At 47.1% G+C, this 14979-nt stretch carries 13 protein-coding genes; 11 read left to right on the top strand and 2 right to left on the bottom strand.

All coding sequences use genetic code 11. The annotated features are described in order from the left end of the window. Positions 1-24 precede the first annotated feature (24 nt). The 3 genes from kdpB (at position 25) to MKX30_RS14780 (ending at position 3860) form a co-directional block, all read left to right on the top strand. Positions 25-2055 carry a potassium-transporting ATPase subunit KdpB gene (kdpB, locus tag MKX30_RS14790; protein WP_023987606.1) on the top strand — a complete coding sequence of 677 codons (2031 nt, stop codon included), beginning with the start codon at positions 25-27 and terminating at the stop codon, positions 2053-2055. Between the two features lie 19 nt (positions 2056-2074). Further along, complete coding sequence (gene kdpC / locus MKX30_RS14785) at positions 2075-2803, top strand: potassium-transporting ATPase subunit KdpC (protein WP_023987607.1); 729 nt, start codon at positions 2075-2077, stop codon at positions 2801-2803. 166 nt (positions 2804-2969) lie between these two features. After that, positions 2970-3860, top strand: a complete 891-nt coding sequence (locus tag MKX30_RS14780; protein ID WP_023987608.1) for a GNAT family N-acetyltransferase — start codon at positions 2970-2972, stop codon at positions 3858-3860. Positions 3861-3937: 77 nt separating this feature from the next. Here the strand turns inward: MKX30_RS14780 and MKX30_RS14775 are convergent, their stop codons facing one another. After that, positions 3938-5257, bottom strand: coding sequence for an Nramp family divalent metal transporter (locus MKX30_RS14775; protein ID WP_023987609.1), 1320 nt, complete (start codon positions 5255-5257; stop codon positions 3938-3940). A gap of 642 nt (positions 5258-5899) precedes the next feature. Between MKX30_RS14775 and MKX30_RS14770 the strand changes: the two genes are divergently transcribed. From MKX30_RS14770 to MKX30_RS14760, 3 genes are all read left to right on the top strand, one after another. Next, entirely contained in the window at positions 5900-6319 is a 420-nt protein-coding gene (locus MKX30_RS14770) for an organic hydroperoxide resistance protein (protein ID WP_013309264.1), read from the top strand. Between the two features lie 123 nt (positions 6320-6442). Beyond that, positions 6443-6769 (top strand): hypothetical protein, encoded by a 327-nt coding sequence (locus MKX30_RS14765; RefSeq protein ID WP_025722703.1) that lies wholly within the window; start codon positions 6443-6445, stop codon positions 6767-6769. A 130-nt stretch (positions 6770-6899) separates the two neighbouring features. Continuing rightward, positions 6900-7325 (top strand): thiol-disulfide oxidoreductase DCC family protein, encoded by a 426-nt coding sequence (locus MKX30_RS14760; RefSeq protein WP_023987611.1) that lies wholly within the window; start codon positions 6900-6902, stop codon positions 7323-7325. Positions 7326-7333: 8 nt separating this feature from the next. On the opposite strand, the gene MKX30_RS14755 is transcribed toward MKX30_RS14760, so the two are convergent. After that, complete coding sequence (locus MKX30_RS14755) at positions 7334-8110, bottom strand: DUF3153 domain-containing protein (RefSeq protein ID WP_341062944.1); 777 nt, start codon at positions 8108-8110, stop codon at positions 7334-7336. Between the two features lie 236 nt (positions 8111-8346). On the opposite strand from MKX30_RS14755, the gene MKX30_RS14750 reads away from it, so the two are divergent. From MKX30_RS14750 to MKX30_RS14730, 5 genes are all read left to right on the top strand, one after another. After that, the gene (locus MKX30_RS14750; RefSeq protein ID WP_069080978.1) at positions 8347-9318 is read left to right on the top strand and encodes a metal ABC transporter solute-binding protein, Zn/Mn family; all 972 of its coding nucleotides are present in this window, start codon (positions 8347-8349) and stop codon (positions 9316-9318) included. Positions 9319-9332: 14 nt separating this feature from the next. Further along, the gene (locus MKX30_RS14745) at positions 9333-10097 is read left to right on the top strand and encodes a metal ABC transporter ATP-binding protein (protein WP_023987614.1); all 765 of its coding nucleotides are present in this window, start codon (positions 9333-9335) and stop codon (positions 10095-10097) included. A gap of 5 nt (positions 10098-10102) precedes the next feature. After that, positions 10103-11032 (top strand): metal ABC transporter permease, encoded by a 930-nt coding sequence (locus tag MKX30_RS14740; protein WP_341062943.1) that lies wholly within the window; start codon positions 10103-10105, stop codon positions 11030-11032. Beyond that, positions 11029-11916 carry a metal ABC transporter permease gene (locus MKX30_RS14735; protein ID WP_023987616.1) on the top strand — a complete coding sequence of 296 codons (888 nt, stop codon included), beginning with the start codon at positions 11029-11031 and terminating at the stop codon, positions 11914-11916. The genes MKX30_RS14740 and MKX30_RS14735 overlap by 4 nt, the downstream gene beginning before the upstream one ends. A 219-nt stretch (positions 11917-12135) precedes the next feature. Beyond that, positions 12136-14463, top strand: a complete 2328-nt coding sequence (locus MKX30_RS14730; RefSeq protein ID WP_023987617.1) for a histidine kinase — start codon at positions 12136-12138, stop codon at positions 14461-14463. Positions 14464-14979 lie beyond the last annotated feature (516 nt).

The raw sequence follows: 14979 nt of genomic DNA, 5'->3' as shown, positions 1-14979 counted from the left end.
AATGGATGAACGGGGTGTTTGATCATGAAGGAACAACGCAAACACATGCTGGACAGAAGCATCTTGAAGCATGCGATCAAGGATAGCTTTATAAAATTAAATCCGATGATTATGATGAAGAATCCTGTCATGTTCGTCGTGGAGATCGGTACATTGGTCGTGCTGCTAATGTTACTGCTTCCCGGTTATTTTGGAACTGGCAAGGAAATGGGCTTTAACCTGGCCGTGTTTGTTATTCTGTTGTTTACGTTGCTTTTTGCTAATTTTGCCGAAGCGCTCGCGGAGGGGCGGGGTAAGGCACAAGCTGCCTCTTTAAAAAAATCCAAGCAGGATACGCAAGCTAACAAGCTCATCGGAAATGACATTCAGGTGGTTAGCTCAACCGAATTGCGTAAGGGGGACGTGGTTATTGTCTCCCAGGGCGAAATGATCCCAAGCGATGGTGAGGTCATTGAAGGTCTGGCTTCGGTGGATGAATCTGCAATTACGGGCGAATCGGCTCCGGTCATCAAGGAATCGGGTGGTGATTTTTGCTCGGTAACCGGCGGGACGCGAGTGGTCAGTGACCGGATTAAGGTGCGGATTACGACAGAGCCGGGCGAGACATTTATTGATAAAATGATTTCGCTCGTGGAAGGCGCACAGCGGCAAAAAACGCCGAATGAGATTGCACTGAACACTTTGCTGATTAGCTTAACGATTATTTTTCTAATTGTAGTGGTTACGCTAGCGCCGATTGCCCGTCATTTTAACATTGATTTGCCTGTTCCTGTGCTGATTTCGTTGCTAGTCTGTCTGATTCCAACCACGATTGGAGGACTGCTGTCAGCCATCGGGATTGCCGGTATGGACCGGGTCACCCAGTTTAACGTGCTGGCCATGTCAGGCAAGGCGGTAGAAGCTTCTGGGGATATCAACACGATGATTTTGGATAAAACAGGTACAATCACCTTCGGGAACCGAATGGCGAGTGAATTCGTGCCTGTAGAGGGCGTGGAGAAGGCAAAGTTAGTGAAGTGGGCAGCGATTAGCTCTATGAAGGATGAGACGCCAGAGGGTCGCTCGGTTCTCGAGTTGATGCGCAAACAGGAGCATACGCTGGATGCATCCTTGGCAGCAGGTGGAACCTTTATCGAATTCAAGGCGGAGACCCGGATGAGTGGTCTGGATCTGGCCGATGGACGAAAGGTACGCAAAGGCGCGGTGGATTCTGTTCGGCAATGGATCGTCTCGCAAAACGGCAGTGTTCCAGCTGATCTGGAGGAAATAGCGAATCAGGTAGCCTCTGAAGGAGGTACACCGCTGGCAGTCGCGCTGGATGATCAGATATACGGCATTATTTATCTGAAGGATACAGTGAAGCCAGGCATGAAGGAACGGTTTGATCAGCTCCGGGAAATGGGTATCCGTACGATCATGTGTACCGGAGATAATCCACTGACAGCAGCTACAATTGCACGAGAAGCGGGTGTGGACGACTTTGTAGCTGAGAGCAAGCCGGAGGACAAAATAGCGGTTATCCGACGTGAGCAGGAACAGGGTAAGCTGGTTGCTATGACCGGAGACGGCACCAATGATGCACCTGCGCTGGCGCAAGCGGATGTCGGTCTTGCCATGAATAGCGGCACAGTCGCGGCCAAAGAAGCGGCTAATATGGTGGACTTAGATTCCGATCCGTCCAAAATTATTGAGGTGGTCGCGATCGGCAAGCAGCTGCTTATGACGCGCGGAGCATTGACAACGTTCAGCATTGCAAACGATGTTGCCAAATATTTTGCCATCATCCCGGCGATGTTCATGCTGGCCATTCCACAAATGGGCGCTTTGAACGTCATGGGGCTTGGCTCCCCGCTGTCCGCTATTTTGTCGGCGCTGATCTTTAACGCGGTTATTATTCCGCTTCTGATTCCGCTGGCCATGAAGGGCGTGAAGTATAAGCCGATGAGCTCGGATCGCCTGCTGGGACGGAATTTGCTGATTTACGGTCTGGGCGGTATGGTCGTACCGTTTGTTGGCATTAAGGCCATTGATTTGTTGGTGCATTTGTGGATTTAGCGCAGAAAGGGTGAGCGACATGAGTGGTTTTTATCGGATGATGTCTGGACGCAGATTTGCTGCGCACGAAAAAGCCGAATCTGGCGGGCAAGGTCATAACAAACGTACAGGGACCGGGACAGTGTCGGAAGGACAACCGGAGAGACAAGAGATGCGAGGAAGTGCAGTTATTGGAGTGGCTTTGCGAACTTCAGTGCTGATGATTCTCTTGTGCGGTTTGGCATATCCGCTAGTCAGTACAGGAGTAGCGCAAGTTCTGTTTCCACAGCAAGCAAACGGCAGTATGCTTCGTGACGCGGAGGGGCGGGTGGTCGGCTCCGAACTGATTGGGCAGTCCTTTGCCGATTCGGCGTTTTTTCAAGGTCGGGTATCGAGCGTTGATTACAATGGGGCTGGTTCAGGCTCAAGCAACTACGCGCCGTCGAATCCAGCCTTGATACAGCGAGTCAAGGACTCTATTGCGGATTGGCAGAAGCATAACCCGGATGTACCCGTCAGTCAGGTTCCGGTGGACCTGATTACGAACTCCGGCTCCGGTCTGGACCCGCACATCTCGCCACAGGCGGCACGGGTGCAAATTCCGCGCATTAGTGGCTTGACGGGTATCCCGCAGGATCAACTGAGAGCACTGGTGCAGGAGCAGACAGAAGGCCGCAGCGCCGGGGTTTTCGGTGAGCCGCGTGTGAACGTGCTCAAGCTGAATCTCGCGCTTGAGGCGCAAATGAAGGTAGAGCCTGCCAAGCGTTGAGAATATAATAAATTGATTTGTCTGATAATTAAGTTAAAATAGTACTCATATATGATCAAGGAGGCGGTCCAAATGGTAACGATGAATAAGCGGACAGACTATAGAAGGACAGCGCCTACTCGTCCATAAACTGCGTGGTTTCTTCTTGATGAGGGTAACCAATAATATGCAAGATTATAAATTTTTTAAAATGAATGATTTTTCAGATCATCAGATTGCTCGAATACGAATGTTGGAACAACTATGCAAGAATTTCGACGGATCAAGTTTAAGAGTGGGCATAGAAAGCCTTAAAGAAAACGGTGGAGATAAAGCGATCCTTTGCCAATTGGGCAACCAGTTGATTGGCTATCTCAGTTGGTATACATCAGATGAAATCGAAGCTAATATTAACGCTATGGTTCATCCTAATTATCGGCGCCAGGGTGTATTCCGCTCCTTAATGTACAATGCTGCAGCTGAGATACAATTACAAGGCATCAAAGCATGTCGCATCAGAATCCCGTCCAATTCAATACCTGGAATAGATTGTGTGAAGCACTTGGGGGCCAACTTTAGTACGTCTGAATTCTCCATGAATTTAAATCGGTTCCAATCTGATAGGTTACATCAATCCGGCTTAGTTTTGCGGCTAGAAGAAGATCAGGATTTTGATTTTATGGTTGAATGTTCATCGCAAGCTTTTGGTGATTCCGAGTCTTGGACAAAGAACTATTTTAAGCATACGAGAGAACCAGAACGTGTAACTTACCTCGCTGTAGATAGACTGACACCGGTCGGAATGATTCGAGTCAATCATGTTCATATGGATACAGCTGTTGTTCATGATTTCTGTGTACATCCATTATACCAAGGCAAAGGGTATGGCCGTGAAATTCTTGCTTGTTTGGTGAAAATTTTGCTTGCCAAGCAGTACACTAAGATTCGACTAGGAGTAGTTACGCAAAATGAGCGTGCCTTGAACCTCTATCGGTCAATAGGGTTTGAGATTTCTGCCGAGTCTCATTATTATGTGAGTGCTATACAAAATTTAATTTATACAGGACAAATAAAATAGGATGAACAAAAAAAGGTATCTCGCTGCCATTGGGGCAAGTGAGATACCTTTTTAATATATTCATATTTGGCTACCGATTAACCTGAAATCGTTTGGATGATGAGCACTACATTCAAGATGATAATGACAGCGGTCACGATCCAGGTTAATACTTTTTGCCACATTTTATTTGCGAATTCACCCATAATTTTTTTGTCGCTGGTAAAGAGAAGTAATGGAATGATAGCAAAGGGAAGCTGGATGGACAGGATGACCTGGCTCAGCACAAGCAGTTCCTCCGCACCTTTTTCCCCTGCGATGGCAGTGACGATGACCGCTGGAATGATCGCGATGAGGCGGGTCACCAGACGACGCAACCAAGGTGAAAGACGAAGATTGAGAAAGCCCTCCATCACGATTTGTCCAGCTAAAGTGCCTGTAACGGTTGAATTTTGACCTGAGGCGAGTAACGCCACCCCAAATAGTATACTCGCCAGTGTGGTTCCCAGTAGTGGCGAAAGCAGATAATAGGCATCACTAATTTCGGCTACATCTGTTCTTCCTGCCGTATGGAATACAGCAGCTGCCACGATCAAGATGGCGGCATTAATAAATAAAGCGAACATCAGCGCTATACTGGAATCCCAAGTTGCAAATGTAATAGCTTCCCGTTTACCTGCTGAAGTCTGCTCAAATTTGCGAGTTTGTACAATAGAAGAATGCAGATACAGGTTATGCGGCATTACCGTAGCGCCCATAATACCGATGGCAATATACAGCATGCTTGGATTCGTCAAAATTTGCGAGTCAGGTACAAAGCCGCCCAATACGCCGCCCCATTCCGGTTGTGCCAAAAGGAGATTAATGCCAAAACAGCCGGCAATCGTCGCCATCAGCACAATGACAAGTGTTTCCAATGCCCGAAAACCTTTGTTTTGCAGCAGTAAAATGAGCATAACATCAAATGCTGTAATGATAACTCCGTATAGTAACGGTAGACCGAACAGCAACTTCAGCGCAATGGCTGAACCGATGACCTCGGCCAAATCCATGGCTGCAATGGCAATTTCGCACAATAGCCATAAGCCGATCGCGACAGGACGACTATAGGCATCACGGCACATTTGAGCCAAATCTTTACCTGTGGCAATGCCAAGCTTGCCAGATAAGGCTTGCAGCAGGATGGCCATCAGGTTGGAGATTAGAATGACACTAAGCAGCGTGTAGCCGAATTTCGATCCGCCGGCGATGTCTGTGGCCCAGTTGCCGGGGTCCATATAGCCGACTGCGACCATATAGCCGGGTCCAGCAAAGGCAAGAAACTTCCGAAACCAGGTCCCGTCTTTCGGGACGCTCAAGGAACGATTCACTTCCGACAGTGAAGCGATTTCCGCGAAGTTGCCCTTTGTATTTTTCATACGCTTCACCTTCTTTATTGATGTTGAAATATATTATTAGTGACATAACGATTGTGTTATCCCTATTGTACACCCACAATAGTTTTTGTCTAGTGCAACTTTTGTGTGGTCAAGCAAGTTAATCGTATTTTTGAAGCAATATAGCCATCGTATAAAGCTGAACAATAGAAAAACCAAGCTATATCACTCTGAGGGGAGCAGCTTGGTCGTTTTGGATTTTTTTTGAATTACATCTTTTAAATATTGCGGGAGAGCCGTGCAGCCAGTTCCTCAATTTCTTCCGAGGATAGTCCTGGGGAGAACATTTCTGGCTTTTCCTCTAAATCGGGGATGGAGCTCCTTCGGGAGGACCGTCTTTAACATACAAAGGTTGTCCATCTTCCGGGTGAACGCCGTTCCATATTTTATCAATTTCCTTGTAGTCATTCGGACTGAAACGATAAATAGCCCGGTGCAATCCTTTTTCTTCGAATTTACGCGTTTCAGGTGGAATTAAACGGTAAATAAATCAGTTAACTTCCATGTTTTAAATGATTCATTTTGTGTAGTTCGTTTAAAGTACATACGAGAAGGTAATCATGTCTTAACATGACGATGGATTCCTGCGAAAAGCAAATGTTATAGAGAAGGAGAGATGAAATCATGGAAGCATTATACACAGCATCAGCAACGGTACATGGTGGAAGAGACGGTTCAGTCGCTTCATCTGATGGGGTTTTGAAGCATAAGCTCAGTACGCCGAAGGAACTGGGTGGCGCAGGTGGAGAAGCTACGAATCCGGAGCAATTGTTTGCGGCAGGCTATGGTGCCTGCTATGAGAGCGCATTGGCTAACGTGGCCCGAAAGGCTAAGGTGAAGGTGGATAATGTTGAGGTCACCAGCCACGTATCTATCGGCAAGGACCCAAGCGATGGCGGCTTCCAGCTGGCGGTACGTCTGGATGTGAAAATACCTGGTATTGAACGCGCCCAGGCCGAAGATTTGGCACGCCAAGCACATGATTTTTGTCCATACTCCAAAGCAACACGCGGTAACATTGATGTCGAGCTCAATGTCATTTGACTGCATTTCTATAACTTTTACACTCTGGCCGCCGATTTATTGGCGGCTTTTGCACATAGATCTTGATTAGCTGAGATTCGCGACCATTTGACATCATCGCCAAAATTCATTAAGATGGCTTAGGTGATTCTGGTCATCAGGTACGAAACAAATTTGAAAAATACGGGTGATATGATGTCTTACAGACCGAATATTGTTAATTTCACGCTGGCTGGCAGCAACGAAAAAGAAGGGCTTTATGAGTTTAAAATGAGTTTGGCCGATGGAACGGAGTGCCGCGTTTTTTCTCAACGTAATCCGGAGTGGACCTTGACGAATATTAGTCGACTGCTAACGACGCCTTGCCCGGTATGCCATAAGGATTTTATCTGCAAGTGTATGGATAAGTTCCATGAGGAGTTTTTAGAGCAAATTAATACGAAACAGCTGTTTGAGAAAGCATTGAGCTAGTTTTTCGAACAGGTAAAGACTATACATTTCTAAACAAGCGTCGGATACTTTCGGCGTTTTTTTGTTTATATTCATATGGTTGCGTTGCTGGTATTCATGCCGTTGATTTCTCTGGAGGTGAAATGCATTTATGAACCAGTCTGATCATGCCCATTCAGATCATTCCATTGTGTTGGTGGATGGGGTATGCCACTTTTGTCAGGGAGCGGCCCGCTTTATTATCAAGCGTGACCCTAAGGGAACATTTCATTTTGGTTCCCTGCAATCTGAGGCAGGACAAGAACTATTACGTGCAGGAGGACTATCTACAGATCAGTTGGATACGTTCGTGCTGATTGAAGACGGTACGTATTATACAAGGTCAACCGCAGCTTTGCGAATTGCCAAACGTCTTCGTTTTCCATATCCGCTGGCCTATGTGTTCATCCTGGTTCCCCGCTTTGTGCGCAATGCCGTCTATAACTGGGTGGCGCGTAACCGATATCGTTGGTTTGGCAAGGATGAAGAGGATCAATGTCAGATCCCCCCACCAGAAATTAGACAACGATTTTTTTAGTTGCTTTTTTAAGTTTCTTTTTTGGAGCGATGTCTACGAATTAGTAAGATCACAGCGATCACGATCAGTATCAGGCTCGTAACAGCTACATACACGATATGTCGTACATTGGGTACGTTAACAGACAATTTTAGCTCGTTAGATTCCAATGGAGCAATGTCCCAATATAGTGTTTTTCCGTCTTCCGACACACGGTCCGCATTATTGGTAGCAGGTTGGATGGGTAAGGATAGGCTGAAGTTAAGATCCAGCTGCCGCTCCAGTAATTTGCGCGCAAACACATTCATTTGCTCAAATTTGTCACTCAGTCCTTGAGCTTCTTTAGGAAGCATCCGTGGTAGATCGAGCTTCATGGTAAGCTCAATATTCGTTGTGAAAAAATGCGGGCTCACAGCACGCTTTATTTCTAATCCCTCAGGTAGATTTAATCCCTGACTGGGATTTTTTTTGTTTGTGCTCCAATCTCCTTGATAATGTCCCTTGATTTGATATCCCTTTCTTCCCTGTTCAGCTAGCGGCTGTACATCTACATTGTTGCTTTGAATACGCTTGACTAATTGATCTAGCAGCCCGGGATTGTCCAACATCATCAGTGTCTGGTTGTTTACACTGAATGTTGCATCCATATCTACACTTTGATCGAGATGAACATCTACATGGATGTCACCTCGAGCACAGGAAGTTAGGGCAAGCAGACAGCACACCAGCATAAAAATGAGCAGTATTTTTCGTATCCGAACTTGCCGACGTTTGTTCCGATAAGGGCTGTATCCTGTTGGCTCCATGACCTGCACCTCTTTATATGTATTCTTTGGTTTAATGACTGGATATCTTCTATATATTACACATTGGGAGAACGAAAATCGAACGGTATAACGAAATACACAAGAATTATATTTTATAAAATGTTTCCCTAGGTAAAAACTTTAGTGTATACTCTAAAATATAGTATTGATAAAAAATAATTGAATCAAGGAAATAGTTTGTCCCAAAACGAATATTCAAAGGAGGATTTTAAAACATGAACAAGCAGTTTAAGAAGGCTTTGCCGCGATGGGTAACGACGGTTGGAGTGTTGTCTCTAGCTCTAGTTCTAGCGACTGCATGTACCGATGCTAAGAAGAAGGAGCAGGGAACTGCGAGAGAGGCGGGACAAAAAATAAAGGCTACGGCTACCATCGGTATGATCTCTGACATTGTCGGCAAGGTCGGCGGTGATCATGTGGAGGTCACGGGAATTATGAAGTCAGGCGTTGACCCGCATTTGTACAAGGCTTCTCAGGGAGATATGCGCAAGCTGGATCAGGCCGACGTTATTTTTTATAACGGGTTGCATCTGGAAGGAAAAATGCAGGACATTCTGGAGAAAATCAGCAAGCAAAAACCCGTCATATCCGTGTCCAAAAACATCGCCCAGGATCACTTGCGTGCAGGTAGCCCGGAAATGGGATCTGAGCATGATCCACATATCTGGTTTAACGTACAGAATTGGATGTCTGCGGTAGAAACCGTCAGAGATGAATTGTCGGCGCTAGACGCTGTTCATGCGGAGGAATATAAGGCCAACGCAGAAAGCTATCTTACTGAGCTGCGAGAGCTGGATGATTACACGAGAGAGCAGATTGCCAGTATACCGGAAGCCCAGCGCGTGCTTGTCACGGCACATGATGCTTTCGGCTATTTCGGAGATGCCTACCACATTCAAGTGAGAGGACTTCAAGGTATGAGCACAGAATCAGAAGCGGGTTCTCAAGATGTGACCAAGCTGCGAGATTATCTGGTCGAACATAAAATCAAGGCTATATTCGTAGAATCTAGTGTTCCGAGAAAGGCCATAGATGCGGTTATTCAGGGGGCCGCTCAGCAAGGTCATATAATTAAGGTTGGTGGCGAGCTGTATTCGGATGCCATGGGTGAAGAGGGCACAGAAGATGGAACATATATTGGAATGGTCAAGCATAACGTTAATACGATTGTTAAAGCTCTTAAATAAGGAGGCAGAGATACATGGGGCATTCACCACTTGTCGTTCGTGATTTATCGGTAGCTTATCAAAAAAAGCCCGTTTTGTTCGATGTTTCCTTTGAGGTGCCGGAAGGCAAGCTGATTGGTATTATCGGTCCGAACGGGGCTGGGAAATCTACACTGATCAAGGCAGCGCTTGGACTGATTCCAAAGCTTAGGGGCGAGGTGCTGGTCTATGGCAAGCCCTACAAGCAACAGCTACTCAAGGTTGGCTATGTACCACAGCGGGAGTCGGTGGATTGGGATTTTCCGACGAACGCATTGGATGTGGTTATGATGGGACGGTATGGCAGATTGGGCTGGTTTAAGCGTCCGGGAGCAGCAGATCGTCAGGCTGCGATGGAGAGTTTGGACAAGGTTGGAATGAGCAAATATGCAGACAGGCAGATTAGTCAATTGTCTGGCGGTCAGCAACAACGTGTTTTTTTAGCCAGAGCACTTGCGCAGGATGCTCAGCTTTATTTTATGGATGAACCGTTTGTCGGTGTGGACGCTGCAACAGAAAAAGCCATTATTTCATTGCTCAACGATCTGAAACAGCAGGGTAAAACCGTGCTTGTCGTTCATCATGATTTATCTACGGTCACGGATTATTTTGACCAGGTTATGCTGTTGAACGGGCATCTGATGGCGTTTGGAGAGACGACAGATATTTTTACCGAGGAAAATCTGCAGCGTACGTATGGCGGGCGTCTGAGTATACTCAAAACAGGCCCGGATTCCGGTACGATACTCGGAGTGAGGTGAGCAGTATGACAAGCTTGGCAACGCTTTTGACCGACCCAAACATGCAGTGGATTTTGCTGGGCTGCATTTTGCTCGGTTTAAGCAGCGGGGTGATTGGCAGTTTTATGTATTTGCGCAAGCAGTCGCTCATGGGAGATGCTTTGGCACATGCGGCTTTGCCGGGGGTATGTGTGGCTTTTATGATCACAGGTACAAAATCCGTGTTTGGATTTATGATTGGGGCCGCTATTGCGGGGATTGTTGCTACCTTTGCCATCAGTGCATTAACCCGGTATTCACGAATTAAAAGCGATTCCGCGATTGCAGCGGTGCTGTCGGTATTTTTTGGCTTCGGCATTATGTTGTTGACCGAAATTCAGCATAGTGGCGCAGGCAACCAAAGCGGATTGGATAAATTTCTATTTGGTCAAGCTGCGGCAATGGTATTGTCTGATGTCTATACGATGGCGGTAATTTCGGTGGTACTCATCGGAATATGTATATTATTTTTCAAGGAATTTAAGCTGCTCAGCTTTGATCCCGGCTTTGCCCGCGGACTTGGTTTTCCGGCAGGTTTGCTGGATAAGTTGTTGATGCTAATGATTGTCATTGCGGTGGTTGCTGGCATTCAGGCCGTGGGAGTCATTATGATGGCTGCCCTGCTGATTACCCCGGCCGTGTCGGCAAGATACTGGACAGAGAAGCTGGGTGTCATGGTATGCCTATCAGGCTTGTTTGGTGCTATAGCAGGCCTTGGTGGGACGGTCATTAGCTCTCTGGGACAAAATCTGCCTACAGGACCGTTATGCGTGTTGTGTGCGACTGTGGTGTTTGGAGTGAGCTTGATTTTTGCGCCGCAGCGCGGGATGATCTCCAAGGCTATCGTTCGGTTGAACGCCAGAAAAAATCTGGAGCAGACAGTCAGAACACAGCCAAGGGAGGAGCGTGCCCTATGAGTTCATTTTATGTAATTTTGACGGGAATGTTAGTGGCAGGGGGATGTAGTATCGTTGGGTGCTTTCTCGTGCTCCGAAAAATGGCTATGATCGGTGATGCAATCAGTCATGCGGTATTGCCGGGGATTGTCATTGCCTTTCTCATCAGCGGATCGAGGGATTCGGTGTGGATGATGTTTGGTGCGGCTGTGCTGGGTCTTCTAACGGTGTACCTGATTCAGCTATTCCAACAAAGCGGTCTGCAAAGTGATGCTGCCATTGGCGTGGTGTTTACGACATTGTTTGCTATCGGTGTTTTGCTGATCAGTGTGTTTGCTTCCAATGCCCATCTGGATATGGATCACGTTTTGTATGGGGAAATTGCTTATGTGCCGTGGAATACGTTAGAAATAGCCGGCTTCGATGTCGGTCCGAGGGCTGTGTGGATTACGGGCGCGATGTTTTTGATCAATTTGCTCGTGATAGGGGGCTTTTTCAAGCAATTTAAAATCACTTCCTTCGATCCCGCCTTGGCAGCTTCATTAGGCATTCCAGTTGTTTTATTTCATTATCTACTGATGAGTCTCGTCTCACTAACGACGGTGGCGTCATTTGAGAGCGTGGGTGCAATTCTGGTGGTTGGCATGCTCGTTGTACCGCCTCTTACCGCTTATTTGCTGACGGAGAAGTTGTCCCATATGATTGTATACAGCGTCGGATTTGGGGCGATCAGTTCGGTCGTAGGCTTTTACACAGCAAGTGTATTGGATGCTTCTATTGCAGCATGTATGCTGTGTGTATCGGGTGTGTTGCTGCTTTTAGCTTTTCTCTTTTCCCCGTCTCACGGTGTGGTATGGCAAAAGTTATTTCAACAACGGGGGATCGTTGGCGAAGATAGCAAGTGATTGTAGGAAGTGATCCCATATGAGTTACCCAAAATAGCGTGCATTCAGGCATAAGAGACCTGAATGCACGTTTTTTTGCGCTTATACTGCCCTGTGCGGCTTTTTTTGGGGCAAGCTTGATTGATCATCTTGAATTGATTGGGACACGGGAGTACATTCATTACAACCATATAAGAATGGACGGAACAAACAAGCGGCACGCTGTGGGGAGGAACGAAAGTGGAGAGCTTCAAACGTAAATCACCAGAGGAAATACTGGATTCGATTAACAAACTGCATCGAGGCAGACTCAAAATATACATGGGTGCGGTCAGTGGCTCGGGCAAGACGTATCATATGCTGCAGGAGGGACAATCGCTGCAGCATGAAGGTATTGATGTTGTGATTTGTGCGGTCTCAACCATGCAGCGGCCTGTGACCGTGGAACAGGTCGGCACGCTGGAGCGAGTGCCTAGTATTCATTGGATAAAAGATGGTGAGGAGCAAAAGGATCTGAATGTGGAAGCTTTGGTGGCACGAAATCCCGAGGTGGTACTGGTGGATCATTTGGCACATCATAACCGGAAAGACGCCCTATTTCCAACACGGCTGGAGGATATTCGGTATTTGCTGGAGCAGGGAATTAGCGTCATTACGACGGTCAATGTTTATGAACTCGAAGGAATTACGGAGTGGGTATATCAGCTGACAGGCTTTGAAGCGGAATATACGGTTCCGGTTGATACACTGGAGCTGGCGGATGAAATTCGTCTGATTGATGCCACCCCGGAGATGATTTTGGAACGGCTGGCGAAAGGCTATATGCATACGCCCAATCCTGAGATGTTTCACCGGGGAAATCTGGGTAAATTGCGTGAGCTAGCCCTGCGATTGGTAGCAGAGGATGTGAACGATTCGCTGGAACGGCACCGGGAAGAGTTAGGCTTGCACGGGGCGTCTGGAGCCGCAGAGCGTATTTTGGTACCTGTCCAATATCATTGGAATGGGTCCATTTATGTACGTAGGGGGGAACAGGTCGCCAAGCGGTTGGGTGGAGATATGCTAGTAGTCTCCTTTGTCAGCTCGAAGCGCAAGCTGTCCAAGGAATCAGCTGCCTTCAAGCGTTCAATTGAGAAATTGGCTGACAAGATCGGATCAACATTTGAAGAAATCCCGCTTTTTTCCCGCAGAAGGTTGCCTCGTCAACTGATTCATTATGCGGTGACGCACAATGTTACCCGAATTGTTATGGGGCATTCTCGGCAGACGCCGTGGCAGGAGCTGATGAAAGGATCGCTTGTGAACGGGATTTTAAAACGAATGAAAAATATGGATTTGCTGCTGATTGCGGACCGGGCCGAGCAGGAGGGTGAGCGGATTTTGCCAACAATGAGACAGGAGGAGGGAGATAACGATCCGTATCATCGTTTGAGCGTTGAGGAAGCACAGGCTGAGGCAGCCAAAATCCTGCGGGGCAAGCTCAAGGTATACATTGGCGCTGCTCCGGGGGTCGGCAAAACATACACGATGCTGAGAGAGGGGAATGATCTGCTGGAGAGTGGGATCGATGTAGTTATCGGATTGCTGGAAACGCACGGAAGAGCAGAAACACTGGCCCAGGTAGGATCTCTGAAGATGATACCCCGTCAGTCCATCGAGCGGCATGGCGCACACTTGGAAGAAATGGACACGGAATCGATTCTCAGGCGTAATCCCGAGGTGGTGCTTATTGATGAGCTGGCACATACCAACGTGCCCGGAAGTCTGAGATCTAAGCGCTATGAGGATGTGCTTACCATTTTGGAACAAGGTATTTCTGTGATATCCACAATGAATGTACAGCATCTGGAGAGCTTGAATGATGCGGTAGAACAGATTACTGGCATACGAGTGAGAGAGACTGTCCCCGACCATATGATGCGTCTGGCCGATGAAGTACAGCTTGTTGATGTGGCTCCCAAATCGTTGCAGCAGCGTATGCGTGAGGGCAAAATATACGATCATGCGAAGGTGGAACAGGCACTTAGCCACTTTTTTAAACTGGGCAATCTGATTGCGTTGCGTGAACTTGCTTTGCGGGAATTGGCAGATGACGTAGATGAGCGGCTGGAATCCTGGGATCGACACGAATCACTTCGGGGACCGTGGCGCAGGGAGGAAGTGATCTTCGTAGGCGTGACGCTAAGCGAAAATGCTGAAAGGTTGATTCGCCGCGGTTTTCGTATCGCCTTTCGTCTGAAGGCTGTGTGGATTGTGACTTATGTTCATGTCGGTGAGCGTATGCCCGAGAGACTGAACCCTCGTCTGGAACAACTAAAGTTGCTGACCCACCGACTGGGGGGAACCTTTGAGATACGGCTTGTTTCCAGCCGAAGCGAGATTGCCGACATTTTGATTGCTCCAGTGGAAGGATATTCAGGTACGCAGCTCATCGTGGGGCAGTCTTCCCGAAGTAGCCGTTGGGGGAAGGCTGCGGTTGTGCCGAGGATTCTCCGTCAAGCACGTCATATGGATGTTCTAATTGTGGCGGATTATGATCCGGATATTAAGCTGGAGGTAGATCGTTAATTCGCCCAGTAAATTCATAAATAGTCATATGATGGTTACCGATGGTTCGCTGCTTCCATAGTATATTCTATCTCAAAGAAATGGAGGCGAATTAAAAATGTTTAAACATTGTCATTTGCGTAAGCCAAAAAAACGTATCTTTAAGAAGATCATTAAGGTGACTGTCATTAAGTTTAAACCTAAATTTAAACATGATCACCGGAAACATGAAGATTTTGATAAGAAATGTCATTGCCGGAAACGTCGCCATCACCGCCATCATCGTCATCATGACTGTCATCGTCGTCACCACAAATTCTACTAAGATGAAGATGCTAGGAGGCGGGGCTAGACTGCCCGCCTTCTCCTAGTACGAGGATTTTGGAAGATACTTGCACAAAAAATACTTGCTCTAATATAAGCGCTATGCTATTCTACCAGTAAATAGATTGCACGTGACGGAAGCACCGTTCACCAACCGTATGTACTTACGGATGGATGAACGGTGCTTTTTTGCGTTGTTGTGTTAGGGAAAGG

Source organism: Paenibacillus sp. FSL P2-0173 (assembly GCF_038008045.1).
In the GTDB taxonomy this organism is placed as follows: Bacteria; Bacillota; Bacilli; order Paenibacillales; family Paenibacillaceae; genus Paenibacillus; species Paenibacillus polymyxa_B.
This window is presented reverse-complemented; position numbering and strand designations above follow the sequence as displayed.

Excerpts from the sequence above, each read along its gene's own strand:
- kdpB (WP_023987606.1), top strand. The coding sequence starts at position 25 with ATGAAGGAACAACGCAAACACATGCTGGACAGAAGCATCTTGAAGCAT.
- kdpC (WP_023987607.1), top strand. The coding sequence starts at position 2,075 with ATGAGTGGTTTTTATCGGATGATGTCTGGACGCAGATTTGCTGCGCAC.
- MKX30_RS14780 (WP_023987608.1), top strand. The coding sequence starts at position 2,970 with ATGCAAGATTATAAATTTTTTAAAATGAATGATTTTTCAGATCATCAG.
- MKX30_RS14775 (WP_023987609.1), bottom strand. The coding sequence starts at position 5,257 with ATGAAAAATACAAAGGGCAACTTCGCGGAAATCGCTTCACTGTCGGAA.
- MKX30_RS14770 (WP_013309264.1), top strand. The coding sequence starts at position 5,900 with ATGGAAGCATTATACACAGCATCAGCAACGGTACATGGTGGAAGAGAC.
- MKX30_RS14760 (WP_023987611.1), top strand. The coding sequence starts at position 6,900 with ATGAACCAGTCTGATCATGCCCATTCAGATCATTCCATTGTGTTGGTG.
- MKX30_RS14755 (WP_341062944.1), bottom strand. The coding sequence starts at position 8,110 with ATGGAGCCAACAGGATACAGCCCTTATCGGAACAAACGTCGGCAAGTT.
- MKX30_RS14750 (WP_069080978.1), top strand. The coding sequence starts at position 8,347 with ATGAACAAGCAGTTTAAGAAGGCTTTGCCGCGATGGGTAACGACGGTT.
- MKX30_RS14745 (WP_023987614.1), top strand. The coding sequence starts at position 9,333 with ATGGGGCATTCACCACTTGTCGTTCGTGATTTATCGGTAGCTTATCAA.
- MKX30_RS14740 (WP_341062943.1), top strand. The coding sequence starts at position 10,103 with ATGACAAGCTTGGCAACGCTTTTGACCGACCCAAACATGCAGTGGATT.
- MKX30_RS14735 (WP_023987616.1), top strand. The coding sequence starts at position 11,029 with ATGAGTTCATTTTATGTAATTTTGACGGGAATGTTAGTGGCAGGGGGA.